14 protein-coding genes and 1 pseudogene are annotated in these 14,761 nt (G+C 52.2%); 13 read left to right on the top strand and 2 right to left on the bottom strand.

Annotated elements, in window-relative coordinates; all coding sequences use genetic code 11:
- The 3 genes and pseudogenes from NI21_RS17330 to NI21_RS0113810 form a co-directional block, all read left to right on the top strand.
- Positions 1-104: pseudogene (locus NI21_RS17330) on the top strand (UDP-N-acetylglucosamine 2-epimerase); the annotation flags it as partial.
- 271 nt (positions 105-375) lie between these two features.
- On the top strand, positions 376-1,317 hold the full coding sequence (locus tag NI21_RS0113815; RefSeq protein WP_052084141.1) for a hypothetical protein: 942 nt from the start codon (positions 376-378) through the stop codon (positions 1,315-1,317).
- 420 nt (positions 1,318-1,737) lie between these two features.
- The gene (locus NI21_RS0113810) at positions 1,738-2,064 is read left to right on the top strand and encodes a hypothetical protein (RefSeq protein ID WP_033126789.1); all 327 of its coding nucleotides are present in this window, start codon (positions 1,738-1,740) and stop codon (positions 2,062-2,064) included.
- Between the two features lie 72 nt (positions 2,065-2,136).
- On the opposite strand, the gene NI21_RS0113805 is transcribed toward NI21_RS0113810, so the two are convergent.
- Together NI21_RS0113805 and NI21_RS0113800 are read right to left on the bottom strand one after the other, a co-directional pair.
- Entirely contained in the window at positions 2,137-2,967 is an 831-nt protein-coding gene (locus NI21_RS0113805; protein ID WP_052084139.1) for a protein phosphatase 2C domain-containing protein, read from the bottom strand.
- A 2-nt stretch (positions 2,968-2,969) separates the two neighbouring features.
- Positions 2,970-4,187, bottom strand: coding sequence for a toll/interleukin-1 receptor domain-containing protein (locus NI21_RS0113800; RefSeq protein ID WP_033126788.1), 1,218 nt, complete (start codon positions 4,185-4,187; stop codon positions 2,970-2,972).
- A gap of 311 nt (positions 4,188-4,498) precedes the next feature.
- Between NI21_RS0113800 and NI21_RS0113795 the strand changes: the two genes are divergently transcribed.
- The 10 genes from NI21_RS0113795 to NI21_RS0113750 all read left to right on the top strand — a co-directional run bounded on the left by NI21_RS0113795 (position 4,499) and on the right by NI21_RS0113750 (position 14,757).
- Positions 4,499-5,335: a hypothetical protein gene (locus NI21_RS0113795; protein ID WP_052084138.1), complete on the top strand. Its 837-nt coding sequence runs from the start codon at positions 4,499-4,501 to the stop codon at positions 5,333-5,335.
- 165 nt (positions 5,336-5,500) lie between these two features.
- Entirely contained in the window at positions 5,501-6,706 is a 1,206-nt protein-coding gene (locus tag NI21_RS0113790; protein WP_081958102.1) for a nucleotidyltransferase family protein, read from the top strand.
- Positions 6,707-6,762: 56 nt separating this feature from the next.
- Positions 6,763-8,574: a sensor histidine kinase gene (locus NI21_RS16170; RefSeq protein ID WP_052084136.1), complete on the top strand. Its 1,812-nt coding sequence runs from the start codon at positions 6,763-6,765 to the stop codon at positions 8,572-8,574.
- Positions 8,562-9,371, top strand: a complete 810-nt coding sequence (locus tag NI21_RS0113780; RefSeq protein WP_033126786.1) for a response regulator — start codon at positions 8,562-8,564, stop codon at positions 9,369-9,371. The genes NI21_RS16170 and NI21_RS0113780 overlap by 13 nt, the downstream gene beginning before the upstream one ends.
- Before the next feature lie 318 nt (positions 9,372-9,689).
- Complete coding sequence (locus NI21_RS0113775) at positions 9,690-9,998, top strand: LPXTG cell wall anchor domain-containing protein (protein ID WP_033126785.1); 309 nt, start codon at positions 9,690-9,692, stop codon at positions 9,996-9,998.
- 345 nt (positions 9,999-10,343) lie between these two features.
- Complete coding sequence (locus NI21_RS0113770) at positions 10,344-10,700, top strand: PqqD family protein (RefSeq protein ID WP_033126784.1); 357 nt, start codon at positions 10,344-10,346, stop codon at positions 10,698-10,700.
- Complete coding sequence (locus tag NI21_RS0113765) at positions 10,693-11,727, top strand: radical SAM protein (protein ID WP_033126783.1); 1,035 nt, start codon at positions 10,693-10,695, stop codon at positions 11,725-11,727. The genes NI21_RS0113770 and NI21_RS0113765 overlap by 8 nt, the downstream gene beginning before the upstream one ends.
- Positions 11,728-11,753: 26 nt before the next feature.
- Entirely contained in the window at positions 11,754-12,095 is a 342-nt protein-coding gene (locus tag NI21_RS0113760) for a hypothetical protein (RefSeq protein WP_033126782.1), read from the top strand.
- A gap of 412 nt (positions 12,096-12,507) precedes the next feature.
- Positions 12,508-12,882, top strand: a complete 375-nt coding sequence (locus NI21_RS16810) for a hypothetical protein (protein WP_147581210.1) — start codon at positions 12,508-12,510, stop codon at positions 12,880-12,882.
- 123 nt (positions 12,883-13,005) lie between these two features.
- Positions 13,006-14,757, top strand: a complete 1,752-nt coding sequence (locus NI21_RS0113750) for an ABC transporter ATP-binding protein (protein ID WP_242842872.1) — start codon at positions 13,006-13,008, stop codon at positions 14,755-14,757.
- Positions 14,758-14,761: the final 4 nt, after the last annotated feature.

Genomic DNA, 14,761 nt, shown 5'->3' with positions numbered 1-14,761 from the left:
TCCCGGTGCCGGACTATGTGGAGGAGAACGTGAGCACCAAGGTGGTGAAGATCATCCAGAGCTACACCGGTGTGGTGGATAAGATGGTGTGGCGGAAATGGTAATCTGTCTAAAGGAATATATGTCTGCCTATTGATTGGCTTTAATTGGAATACTTATGGAAACTTTTTGAAATATGTGCTATTATATACTCAAAGCATTATATTTCTGGCAGTTTTTTCATTTGCGGCGTATGCCGTGTCTGCAAGTCTGATAAGAAGATCTAAAAGAAATCTCGATGCTTTTTATTCCCATCGACAAAGCAGAGAGGTTTCCTGAAGATCAAGTTTTGTTTTGACAGGCTGCCTCCTGCGATTCTTGAAAAAGGAGGTACCTATGAGCAGAAAACAGAAGAAACAGAACCGGAAGAAGCAAGACGGAGAAAAGAAGGTGTATCCCGTTCCTGACCGGAACTACAAATCTTCGCTTTTTACCATGGTGTTCAGCGACAGGAAAGAGCTGCTGGGACTCTATAATGCGGTAAGCGGAAAACAGTATAAGGATCCCGGGGCGCTGAGCGTCAACACGCTGGAGAACGCCATCTACATGGCCATCAAAAATGACCTGTCCTTTGTGATCGACTCCCGGCCCTCCCTGTATGAGCACCAGTCCACCTACAGCCCCAACCTTCCGCTGCGGATGCTCCTGTATCTGGCAGACCTTTACGCAGACCTGACGAAAAACGAAAACCTGTACGGAAGGAAAAAGGTGAAGCTTCCGCCGCCCCAGTTTATTATCTTCTACAACGGGGAGGAGGTGCAGCCTGACAGGCGGATGCTGCGGCTGTCGGACCTGTACGAGGTGGAGGAAGAAGAGCATAAGCTGGAGCTGGAGGCAGTGATGCTGAATATCAACGCAGGCCACAATCCGGAGCTTATGAGGGCCTGCAAGACTCTGGCGGACTATGCCGAGTACACGGCCCGCATAAGAAGGTATGCCGCAAAGATGCCCATAGAAGAAGCGGTGGAGCGCACGATCACGGAATGTATCCGGGAGGGGATTCTTGAAGAGTTTTTGAGGAAATATCGAGCGGAGGCAAAGAGGATGAGTATATACGAGTATGATCAGGCGAGGCATATAAGACAGGAACGGGAAGAGGCCTGGGAAGAGGGAAGACAGACAGGCAAACAGGAAGGAATACGGAAGGGAAGACAGGAAGAAAAGCAGAGTATAGCTCTCAATCTGGCAAAAATGGACATGACAGCGGAGCAGATCGCTAAGGCAGTGGAAGAGAAGGCTGCTGTGGTGGAGAAGTGGCTGGCTGATACTGACAGATGAATGAAAAGAGATGGAGATAAAAAAATTTACTGGAAAGCAGTATTAAGAAGCCAGAGCTATTGAGAATATGATACGGCGGCTCGCATTCTTGCGAAGATTATTGGTAAAGCTGCAGCAGCCGCCTTCCAGCTAGGTCTCCGCTGTATCACGCCGGTTGAGAACATAATAGAAAATGCCTTGTAATATGAACTCATCTTCTGATTTGTATTACAAGGCATAAGTTTTTATTCTTGACCTGCTTTAAGGGACATATTGTCTAAAGCACTATTCATTGAACCCAGGCTGAAAACGGAAGGGGAGATTGGCTGTTTGGATGGATCACCAGGCTGAGAAAAAGAATGTTGAACAGCCCTGATTGAAAAAAGAAACGACAGACTCGAACAGGCTTTCCGTGAAAAATATTTCCATACTTTATAGAACATGAGTATCGCAGATTTTATTCATTACGCGGATCCGGACGATGACAGCGAGGGGGAATTATCGAAGCGGGTGCGCTATCTGAAGCGGGAAGAGGGAGGCGTGGATATCATGTGTGAAGTATCAGAAAGAATCATGGAACGTGGCAGGAAGATTGGTGAGGCGCAGGGCCGGAAGATCGGTGAGGCGCAGGGAGGAAAGAAGAGAGCCCACTCCATCACCCTGAATCTCTCACAGATGGGACTGACGCCGGAGCAGATCGCCGGCGCGGTGGGCGAGAGCCTGGAACAGGTAAAGAGCTGGCTGGCGGGTGCGAAGCCGGCGAACTGACAGGGGTATTAGCGTCGGGTTAAAACAACTCTCCAGGGGGAAGATCGCCCGACGCTAATATAAGAATGCCAGTTACTTGAATTCACCCAGTGAAAATCGAATATAGCTTCTGTCGTCAAAGCTTATGTTGCCTGCCTGCAGCCCCTTTGTAGAGCAGTATTTTTTATAGCATAGAGGATCTTCCTTTAAAAGTTCAGAAAGTTCCCGCTCACTTTCTGCCAGTGACTCTCTAAGAAACGGGTATCCGTCAGAGGCCAGCACGATCCTGCATCTGTCCGGCACTTTCTGAATGATAAAGTCAGGCTGCGTATGGCAATTAAAAACCGGGTAGCCATACGGCGCCTTGGAATTTTCAAGGTATTTCTGCTCCTGAAGCAGAGGGAAGATTATCTCGCGACTGTGATCATGCTGCAAAAGCTGTTCTTCTGTGATGCCTTTTTGAAGCAGCATATAAATGGCTGCAACACGTGCTTCGCTCATAATTCTGTCAATAGATTTACTGTTGGTATAATGTTGTCCGTCTATCATATACTGACAGTCTCCTATAGCCCAGATTTCCCTGCGGGCACAACTGAAGATGACTGCAGAAGCACAACAATGAATACCTTTCTGTTCAAGACCGCGGAGCTTCGCCATTTCTTTCAGATCCATATATATCTGAGATACCGCTGCTTCACCTGTTATATTTTCGTCCAGATCATGTATGGTATCCATAATCTGCTGCGCACATAACTGACCGCCTGTTTTCCCGTCTAAAACAGCCTTTGTTTTGCTGGTAGCCCCATCTATTACAGCGACAAAATGAGTGCCTTGATATATTGCGTCTTCATTATTTTCCTGTCTGCCGGTCTTAGACTCTGTATATATTTCTTCAATTAAGGGCGATTTTCGGTTCCAATCCATTGTTACAACTCCTCATTAATGCAGGTGTATAATTTCTCAAGAAAATTTTCATTTGAATACTGATATTTCATGACCATCTGCTGCAGCTCCAATTGCAGCCGCATCCCGGCTGTTAATACAACTTCTTCCAGCAACACGGCAATTATTTTCTTATTTTCTGACAAGGCAAGACTCAGTTCACGGCGTACATTCGGTGAGTGGATCGACTGACCGCTGAGCATGACCAGGACACTCCGGCTCTGCATAATATGAAGTGCGATTTCCTCCGGCCACTCTTTCCCTGGCTCGATCCCTTCATCGAACCAGATATGAAGTCCGCGCTCCTGCAGGCGATTGATCAGTGGATATACAGTCTTCTTATCCAGATGGGCATAGCTTACGAAGTGAAATGGTTCCGGCCCGCGATAAGCCCGTGGGAAAACGTCCGATTGCTTTGTACACGCTGCCTCGTTTGCTGTCTCTCCCAAAGATAGTCTGTCCAGTTTGCGCTCCAGCAGCCGGATTTTGTTTTCAAACAGGGAACGCTGCTGGCACATGGAAATATATAACCGATAATACTGATAATTTGAAATTGTCAGCGCATAGTCCGGCCGTTCTGATTTTTCAAGACTGATAGCATACATAACCAGCTGTATCGCTTCATCATAGTGGCCTTTTAAATTTATGATCCTGGCTTTCGTGCTGTAATACTTAGCATACTGTGGTTCAAGTTCAATTGCCTTGTTTGCTGCTTTAAGTGCCGGTTCATACCATTCGCCTATGATAGTATCGCAGTTGTTTTCTCCGCATTTTTCGCAGATCGTAGCAAAAGCATTCGCAAATGTATGTAGATATCCGGAATTATTTTCCATCATTTCGGCATCCCGGCATGTCATTGCCAGCAGTTCATCATAATCATAAAAAGATTCGCTATGTACCTGGTACATGGCTAATATATGATTGTAAGAAAGATGCTTTTTAAACCTATTGCAGGACTGAAGCAAAGCATGGAGTTTTGCATAATCCCTGTTGTGACGATAAACGGTACATAAACAAAAGAACGCTTCATAGGCATTGGGATGATCCTCCTCGATCATCCTGTTATAAGCTCCTAAATGCTTTTGGCTACTGTACTGCTCCGTAAATTTGGTCAGTTGCTTTTCATATTCCCGGTTTTTTTCTGACGGCAGCTGTCCGAAAAAATTCTCGGCAAAGTTTATAAATTCCATATCTTCATTCATTGGAATCACCACTTTCTGCGGATATATATTAGTATTTTATCATGAGCCGGAAGCAGGTGCAATAATAGCAATATCAGCGAAAATAGTCTGGTAATCTTTTCCCTCCTGTGTTATCATATGTAAAAGCATTATGTTTCCGGCATGTCTGATTCTAACGCAGCATTAGCTGCATCTGTTTTTCTATTACATTCAGGAAAATCTCAATGCTTTTAATTCCCTATTATCAGCAGAGAGATTGGCGGATGCGGCTTTAGCAGGAAGGCGGACAGTGCAGTCTCTTTGCACTCTATTTTGAAAAGGAGGCTGTGCGTATGGTAAATGCAGACAGGACGGGACCGGAAAGGGAGCACATCCTTTCCAGGGAGGAGCGGATCCGGGAGATCCAGTCGTTCAATCTCCTGAGTGATGTGTTCATGTCCGTGGCGCTGAAAGACGTTCCGGCGTGCCAGCATATACTCCGGATCCTGACAGGCATCGACGACCTGAAGGTAAAGGAGGTGCGGACGCAGTATACCATCTCCCGGATCAAGACCCACTCCGTGCGGCTTGATGTGCTGGCGGAGACAGGGAGAGGGAAGTTGTACCACATCGAGATCCAGCGGAAAGACGAGATCGATCCGCCGAAAAGGATCCGGTACAACGGATCGCTGATAGATGCAGAGTTCCTGGCAAAAGGGATGAAGTATGAGTCCCTGCCGGACAGGATCCACTTTTACATCAGCGAAAGAGACATATATCACTGCGGAAAGGCGATCTACCCGATAGAGAAGGAACTTGGCGGCACAGGGCTTCCGTACGACGACGGAGTCCATATCTTTTTTGTGAATGCAGCGGCAGACGACGGATCCCGGGTTGCCAAGCTGATGAAATATTTTAAGACGGCGGATCCGGATGACGACAGTGAGGGAGAATTATCGAAGCGGGTGCGCTATCTGAAACGGGAAGAAGGAGGCGTGGATATCATGTGTGAAGTATCAGAGAGGATCATGGAACGTGGCCGGAAGATCGGCGAAGAGCAAGGTCGGAAGATCGGCGAAGAATATGGCCGGAAGATTGGCGAAGAGCAGGGCAGGAAGATCGCCGGCGCAGTGGGCGAGAGCCTGGAACAGGTGAAGAGCTGGCTGGCGGGAGCGAAGCCGGCGAACTGACGAAAGAAGAATCTTAGATCATCTAAAAGTGCATGTCGCGGCAGACATGCATTTTTTTGTCCTGGCGGGCCATTGCTACAGGGGCGGATTTGGGGTATCATAATAAACAGGAAGTTATGTCCTGTAAGAAGAAATGAGAACGATTCAAGATAAAAGAGTGGAAGTATGAGACGAGAAGATCAGATATTAGTGGAGATCCTGGCGGATTTCGTGAACGGAAGGAGCGTGCGCTGCCTCCCGGACGTCTCCCTGGAGGCGCTGTACGAGACGGCGCAGAAGCACAACGTGGCCGGCATCGCGGCTGCGATGCTGCTGCCGGTTTTGAAGGAGCAGAAAAAAGAGGACGTATACCGGACATTCCAGGAGGTCTACATGGCCACCGTGTACCGCTCTGTGCTGCTGGAGGAAGAGGTGAAGGCGTTTGCCGCCCGGATGGAGGAGGCACAGGTGCCCTATGCCTTTTTCAAGGGCTGCGAGCTGCGGGACCTCTATCCGACGCCGGAACTGCGCACCATGGGGGACGTGGACGTGCTGGTAAGAGATGAGGATATGGCGCGGACGGCGGCGGTCCTGCGGGAGCTGGGCTACCGGAAAGAGGAGGGCGGAAGCGCTGTGTGGGTGTTGAAGAAGGACCGCTTTTCCTATGAAGTCCACCGGAGGCTTGCCTTTGGCACGTACTGGAACAAGGTGGATTATGAGGGATATTTTGCGGGGGCCTTCTCCCGGCTGGTCCCGGGGGAGGGGAGCAGACGCTTCTTTTCGCCGGAGGATCATTTTGTCTTCCTGTGCTTTCACCTGGCCAAGCATCTGAACAGCAGCGGCGCAGGGATCCGGATGGTGATGGATCTGGCGCTCTTCCTGAAAGCGTACCGGGAGCAGATGGACTGGGGCTATATCCGGGAGCAGCTGGCGAAGCTTCGGATGGACCGGTTCGCAGCAACCGTCCTGCAGGCTTCCGGGGCGTGGTTCGGGATCCCGGAACAGATAGATCCGGCGGTTTCACAGGTGGATCCGGGGACGCTGGAAGAGCTGAAATACTATATCATGACGGGTGGGATCTTCGGGTTTGAGCGGGATGAAAGCATCCGCAGGCTGCGAAGCGGGATCAGCGGCCGGACGGAAAAGGCGTCGTTCCTGATCCGGGCGAAAGCCCTCTGGCGGATCGCCTTCCCGAAGAAGAAGCACATGATCTACTTCCTTCCCGCGCTGGAGCGGCATCCGGCGCTGCTGCCGCTCGCCTGGGTGAAGCGCTGGCGGATCGGCCTTGCGAACCGGTGGAAGATCCGGGCGGCATTCCGGGGGATCGACCGGAGTGGGAGCCTGGAAGAGGCGAAGATGCAGTACCGTCTGCTGAAAAAGATTGGCCTGTAAAAGAGGCCTGTAAAAGCAGCATTTCCTATTCATTCAGATACACAGGAGAACACAGCATGAAAGACAGAAAAATACAATGGATATCCGGGGGCGTGGCGGCGCTTTTGCTGGCCGCATTCCTGCTGCTCCTTCTCTTTGCCACCCGGCAGGACCTCTTCAGCAGCAGGCAGATGGAAGTGTTCGGCGGGGACTGGACCTACCGGTGCGGACAGATGGAAGGCGCGGGCCCGCTGCCGGCGAAGCTGGATGTGCCCCGGGGCGCGGAAGTAGAATACACGAAAAAGATCCCGGCGGATGCGGACGAAGATTCTGCGGTCGTGTTCCGCACGCGGATGCAGTACGTCCGGGTGTATGTGGGGGACCGGCTGGCCTATGAGTTCCCGGAGGAGAAACTCATAGGCGTGAAGATCACCAACGCCTGGAATTTTGTGCGGCTTGGCCCTGAGGACGCAGGGAAAGAGATCCGGATTGTGATCCGTTCGCCGTACCGCTTCTGCGGCGGTGCCATCGGCCAGGTCTTTTACGGCGACTTTGACGACATGGTGACAACCATCATTTCCAAACAGACGAAGCTCTCCAGAGCCAGCTCCCTGATCGGCCTGTCCGGCGTCGTGATCCTTCTGATCTCGCTCCTTGGCAGGCGGTACCGGCTGTACAGCTGGCACAAGAACCTGGGGATCATGCTTTTGTGCCTGGCCTTCTGGCTGGCCGGGGGAGCGGGGCTTCCGTCCGGCATGGTGGGGCTGGAGGCCTGGTATTATTTCTCGGCTCTGTCGGCCCTTGCCTTTCCGGCGTTTCTTGCGGCCTACCTCTATGAGAGATGGCCGGGGATCTGGGGAAAAGGGACGAAGGGGCTCTTTTACCTGACTCTCGCGTACGCGGCGGCGGCCCTTCTGTCCAGTCTGGCCGGCGGCCCGGACCTTGTGACCCTGGGGCCGGTGACGGCGGTGGCAGCGGGCGCGTCTCTTCTGTACGCTCTGGCGGTCCACATTGCGGCGGTGAGGCGGAAGGAAGGCGACCATATCCGGTCCGAGCTGGCATGCCTTGTGATCGCGGTGGCTGTGACGGTGGCGGACGCGGCGGGGACCTACGGAAGCGCGGAGCGGATCGGGTTTGCCGGCCGCCTGGCAATCCTTCTGTACGCCCTGAACCAGCTGCGGATCATCCTCACCACATTTATGCAGAAAGTGCGGGATAACAAGGAGCTGACCCGCCTGCTTAAGATGAGCCGGGCGGAGCTGATGGCCAGCCAGATCAAACCCCATTTTATCTACAATGCGCTGAACTCGATCCGGACGCTGATCAAGGTGGACCCGGACAAAGCGCAGCAGACGGTGTATGATTTTTCCACCTATTTAAGATCCAATCTGGATAACATGGGCGCAGAGGCCCAGATCCCCTTTTCCCGGGAACTGCGCCACATCGAGGCCTATCTCAACATCGAGAAGATCCGGTTTGAGGAGCGGCTGCAGGTGGCGACGGATATCCGGGCGAAGAGCTTCCTGGTGCCGCCCCTGTCGGTGCAGCCCCTGGTGGAAAATGCAGTGAAGCACGGCATCTGCACCCGGGTGGAGGGCGGCACGGTGACGATCCGCAGCCGGGAGGAGGCGGATGCCTACGTGGTGGAAGTAGAGGACGACGGCGTGGGCTTTGACCCGGAAGAGCTGGAGCAGAGGCAGGCCTGGGGCGGGGCGGAACATAAATACACCCACATCGGCCTTGCCAACATCCGGTTCCGGGTGGAGGAGCTGGCCGGCGGTTCCCTTGCGGTTGCAAGCCGGCCGGGGAAGGGGACCCTGGTGACAGTCAGATTTCCGAAGACAGAAGGCACGGCAGAGAAAGGAAGCGAAGATACATGCGAGTCATAATCGTGGATGATGAGAGGCTGGCCCTGCGCCAGTTTGAGATGGAGACAGAAGACATGCCGGGCGTCGAGGTGGCGGGGGCATTTACCAATCCTGTGGATGCCCTGGCGTACGTGCAGGAGCACCCGGTGGAGGCGGCCTTCCTGGATATTGCCATGCCGGGGATGAACGGCCTTGCCCTGGCGGAGAAGCTGCGGGAGATCCGGCCGGACCTGGTGGTGATCTTCCTGACGGGCTACGAGCAGTACACCCTGGACGCCCTGAAGGTGAAGGCGGACTACTACCTGACCAAGCCCTACAATAAGCAGGACATCACAGAGGCCCTGGAGCGGGCGAGGCTTCTTGCCGCGCGGCAGAAAAAGCGGGTCTACGCGCGCACCTTCGGCCGGTTTGATGTGTTTATCGACGGGGAGGCGGTGTATTTCCCCAACGCCAAGGCCAAGGAGCTGCTGGCTCTGTGCGTGGATCACCGGGGCGGCGCCGTCACCATTGAGGAGGCGGTGGACAAGCTGTGGGAGAACCGGGCCTACGACGACCGGGTCAAAAACCTGTACCGCAAGGCGGTCATGCAGATCCGGCAGGTGCTGGCGGAGCACGGCGCGGAGGCGCTTTTTTCCGGCAGCCGGGGAGCCTGCCAGATCGATGTGCGGCAGATGGACTGCGACTATTATGAATTTCTGCAGGGAAACCGGGACGCGCTGCGCGCCTGGCAGATCAGCGGCAGCTACCTGGAGGAGTACTCCTGGGCGGAGGAGACCGGCGCGAGACTGGAGAATTTTGCGGAAGAAATGCAGGGATAGCGGGCGTGAAACGGTTGACGTTTTAAAGTTTTTACAGTAATATTTTATGGATATACATAAAATATTGTAAAAACCATAAAAATGATGAGGAACATATAAGGAGTGGTAAGATTGAGAGGAAATCGTATGAAAACCCGTGCGGTCAGTTTTCTGCTGGCTCTGGCCATGATCCTGACCATGGCCAGCGCAAAATCTGCAGGCCGCGGAGCCGGCAGGGGAGCAGCCGGCCATCAGCACGCAAAATGAGGAGCCAACAGAGGGAAAAGAGGCTTCGTTTGGCTGGGATCTGACCCTCACCTCCCTCCCGGAGGGCGGGGCGTGGACCTGGCAGGCGGACGCCCTCACGGACTACACCGCGCGCATCAGCGCCGCGCAGGAGGAAGCAGAGAACCGTCTGCCTGCAAAGGAGCAGACGCTCACCCTCACCCTTGCGCTGCCGGCGAGATCCTGCCGGGCGAGATCAGCGAAGTCCGCTTTGAGAACCACAAGGACGCACCGGTCTCTGCGGCCGGGGATAGCGCAAGAACCGGGGATGACAGCCCTGTGATGCTGTACCTTGCTTCGGCGCTTCTGGCCCTCTTGCTGGCGGCATTTGCCCTGCTGCTCCGCAGACGGCTGAAACGGTAAACCAAAAGAAAATCATCAGGATTTCAGACTAAGAGACAGGCTCTCCCGGGGATCGGAAAGGATCCCGGGCGGGCCTGTTTTTTTGTATTGGCGACGAGCCAAAGTCCGGGCTTGTCCGAGCCCCTGGCGACCGCTTACAATCCCGGAATGTGCCTTTTGGCACTTCCAGTGATTTGTGGTGCCGGTAACGGTTCGGTAACATAGGGACATATATACTATATGCATTATGAACCTGGAGGACACTATGCTCTTTTGCGGCAGCCCTTGCAGGCGCGGCATTTCCAAGGTACATAATATAGTGTGAAAATTGCTGGATGTGCACAAGATAAGGGGAGCGTGATAAGGGTGAAGCTAAAAGACGGACTGATCCTGCGGGAGATAGCCGGACAATATCTGGTTATGCCTGTCGGCAGGCTTTCACAGATCTGTCAGCCAATGCATATCAGTTCCACGGCCTCATTCATCTGGAAAGTGATGGAAGAAGGGGAGTTTACAGAAGATTCTCTTGTAGCCAGGGCATTGCAGGAGTATACAGATGTGACAGAAAAACGGCTTCGGAACGATATACATAAGTTTATTGAACTTCTGGACAACAATTTCATGTTAGAGTCCGGAAAACCGGAACCAATTCTGGGAACAGTCAAGCTTCAGCTGACAGAACGGGAGAAAAAGAAACTGCAGGAGCAGAAGCATCATGACTGAGCCGGGGAAAAGAAAGGGCCTGTTTCAACAGATAAAGGAAAAGGCGTTTGAGGAGTGTCGTCCGATCCAGGCGACCTTTGAACTGACTCCGAGATGCGGAATGAATTGCCGTATGTGCTATGTACATCTTCAGCCGGATGAAATTCCAAAGGTTGGTAGAGGAAGAGAACTGACCGCCAAAGAGTGGGTCCGAATGGGAGAACAGGCGCAGAAAGCAGGAGTATTTTCCTTATGTATCACTGGCGGAGATCCGCTGCTGCATCCGGAATTTGAAACTATCTGGAGAGCATTAGCCCAAATGGGATTCCGGATTACTCTGCAGACAAATGCTTATTCCATAACGGAGAAAGTAGAAGAGCTTTTTTATGAGTATCCGCCCCATGAAGCAAAGATTACCCTTTATGGCTCCAATGATGAGGTATATCGGGAAGTCTGCCAGGTTGAGCAGGGATTCACAAGGGTAGATGAGGGGATTCGGAAACTGCGAGAGTTAAAGATACCCATTCAGCTGGTGACAACCTTTGTGAAGCAGAATGTTGAGGACAAGGATCATATATTTAGATATGCTTTGCAACATCATTATGCATGGTATTACAGTACATGCTGTTATCCTTCATTGCGAGGTGCTGATACAGATGTGAGGGAATGTGCTTTGAGTGCATACGATCTTGGGTGCTCTCGGGAAGTATCAAAAGAATGGAATGAGAATCCAGTTTTTAAGGCAGAGAAAAAGCCATGTGAATACTGTGATCTTTACCGAACTGGCTATGTTATTACATGGGATGGATATATGAGGTTCTGCTTATTCTTGAATAGACCCGAAATTGATGCACTGGAAGAAAGTTTTGAAGAAAACTGGAAAACTTTGCAGGAGTATAGTGAAAGTATCCGGTGGCCGGAAAAATGTTATACATGTGAAATAAAAGATAAATGTAGAAGATGTATAGCAACTTTGGCCTGCAATAATGGTGGAATTGGTAAAGTGAAAGATGTTTATTGTAAAAAGATATTTCAGTTATTAAAATAGACTGATTGTGATAAAGGAGGATTAAAATGCCTTACGAAGAAATTAATGGTGAAGTTGTAACAATGGCACTTAATGATGATATAGGGTTTTCAGGAGAATCGACGGATTTTCCAGGTGAACATCAAACATATATAAAGGTATATTGGAATAGTACAGGTGGCATAACACGAATGGGGGATTGGGCCGAGTTTAATAATGATGAAAAAATAACTACTATTTTAGGAAATTCATCTTTATCTGATGAAGATAAGAAAACCCAGATTAATGAGATAATATATCACCAAGTTACAGCATTATTGAATAGTATAGATAAAGACGCTTGGGGATCGTTTCGCAACCATTATTACGGATGCGTAACTGTGGGTTAAGATGGAATACAAATTCCTAAGTAGTATAACCATAAAGTCCGAATACCAATTATGGTCTGAATGGGCTTCTTTTTGTCAGAATGCTAAGGGTAAATCTGATCTGGAAATACATATTGTTTCGTGTAAAAATTATCAGAACGGGATTGCAGTTTTAGACGAGCAACCGGGAAAAAACATATTGAGATTAAACGAATGTATACTTGGCGTTGATGATGATTGGACGAGAGCCAAGGTGACATCTTTTGATGGAAATAAGTTTGATGTTTATAAGATTCTTAATGTATTGATACTTACCCATTTATCTACTCGACATGCTATAGAAATGCATGCCTCCCTGATTGATATATCTGGAAGAGGCATGATGTTTCTTGGTCCTTCCGGCATTGGGAAAACAACGCAGGCTGAACTGTGGATGAAATACCGAAATGCCGAGATCATTAATGGGGATATGGTGTTTGTCAAACAGGAAGAGGATGGTTTTCTTGGCTGCGGATCTCCGTGGCACGGATCTTCACCCTATTGTCTGAACAGGCAGGTACCACTGGCGGCGCTGGTGATCCTGAAGCAAAGTCCTGAAAATTCGATTCGCAGACTGACAGGCTTTGAGATGGTTTCTGAGGTAATGAACAGTGTATTTTTCCCTACCTGGTACAAGGAGGGACATGAGGCTGCCTGTAAGACACTGGACGCCTTACTGTGGACTGTGCCTGTCTACGAACTTTCCTGCCGTCCGGACGAGGAGGCTGTCCGGCTGACAGAGGAAGCGGTGTTCGGCGGCAGCGTGTAGATACAGATACAAGTGAAAAGAGAAGCAAGAGGGGGAATCTCATTCCCGTATTCCCGCGTTTGGCGGAGGGATATGGGAGTGAGGTTTTGCATTTTAAGGGGAGTTACATAGGATATGGCTTCTGTGAGGCATTACATACAGAGAATTAAAGAGGGACGGCTGAAGCAGATCATGGGCGAAGTGCTGTGGATGTACGCCTATGTGCGCCGCTACTGGCTGCTCATCGGCGTCTACATCCTGCTGGGGGCCTCCGGTTCCGTGCTGGGGCTTGGGACCTCGGTGGTCAGCAAGGACCTGGTGGACGCCATCACCGGGGTGAACTCCATGGAGATCGTCCGGGTGGCGGGTACTTATGTGGGCGTGGGCGTGTCCCAGATCTTCATCAATGCGGTGAAGTCCCGGCTGTCCCTGAAGGTGCGGCTGAAAGTCACCAATGAGATCCGGGGGGACATCTATGAGCAGGTGCTTCGGACCAACTGGGAGTCTCTGGCCAAGTACCGCTCCGGCGATCTTCTCTACCGGGTCAACGGGGACGCGGGCATGGTGGCCAACACCATCCTGACGTTTCTCCCCAATGTGGTGACAACGGTCATCAGTTTCGGGGGAGCCTTCATCATCGTAGTGCAGCATGACCCCTGGATGGCGCTGATCGCCCTCATGGGAGCGCCCGTCTCTTTCCTCACCTCCCGGTATTCGGCCAGGAAGATGCGACAGTTCCAGCGGGACAACCAGAATGTGGCCAGCGACCGCACCGTGTTCGACCAGGAGACTTTCCAGAACCTGCAGTTTATCAAGGCCTTTGGCATGATCGACCGGGTGACGGAGAAGTTCCACAAGATCCAGAGGGAGTCGGTGGATCTGGCGCTGGAGCAGAACCGGTTCCAGCAGTCCATGACCATCGCCACCTCCCTGGTGGGGCAGGCAGTGGGATACGCCTGCTATGGCTTCGCCGCCTTCCGCCTGTGGCAGGGGGAGATCAGCTACGGCACCATGACCATGTTCGTGTCCATGGCTGGTTCCCTGCGGGGGTCTTTCAGCGGCATACTGGGTTTGCTGCCCATGGTGATCCGCTCCGGCATCAGCGCGGAGCGGATCATGGAGATCACCAGCCTTCCCAGAGATTCCATGGAGGATAAGGAGGAGGCGGATGAGATCCGACGGAAAGGACAGGAGAGCGGCGTGTATGTCCATATGGAGGATGTGAGCTTCGCGTATGAGGAGGAGGACTGGATCTACCAGGACGCCTCCTTCCGGGCGGAGCCGGGGGAGATCGTGGCCCTCATCGGGCCTTCCGGCCAGGGCAAGACCACGACCCTGAACCTGGTGCTGGGGCTCTACCATCCCCGGAAGGGGTGCGTCCGGGTGGGCAATCCGGGCGGAAAGGAGCTGCGGGCTTCCTCTTCCACCCGGTGCATGTTCAGCTACATCCCCCAGGGAAATACCATGTTTTCCGGCACCATTGCGGATAACATGCGGATGGTGAAGCCGGAGGCCACGGATGAGGAGATCCGGGAGGCCCTGGAGGCGGCCTGCGCCTGGGAGTTTGTGGAGAAGCTGGACCAGGGCATGGACACGGAAGTGAGGGAGCGGGGCACCCGGTTTTCCGAGGGGCAGAAGCAGCGGCTGTCCATTGCGAGAGCCCTCCTTGCGGACGCGCCGGTGATGATCCTCGACGAGGCCACCAGCGCCCTGGATGTGGCGACGGAGCGGCGGGTGCTGCGGCAGATCATTAAGAAAGAACCCAACCGCACGGTCATCGTGGCGGCCCACCGGCCCAGCGTCTTTTCCATGTGCAGCCGGGTGTACAAGGTGGGCGGACAGAGGCTGGAAGAAGTGGATGAAGAGGGCATCCGCAGGTTCCTGGAAGAATTTTGATTTC

It is taken from the genome of Eubacterium sp. ER2 (genome assembly GCF_000765215.1).
GTDB classification, from domain to species: domain Bacteria; phylum Bacillota; class Clostridia; order Lachnospirales; family Lachnospiraceae; genus Claveliimonas; species Claveliimonas intestinigallinarum.
Note: the sequence above shows the minus strand (reverse complement) of the source record. Positions and strands in the feature narration are given on the sequence as shown.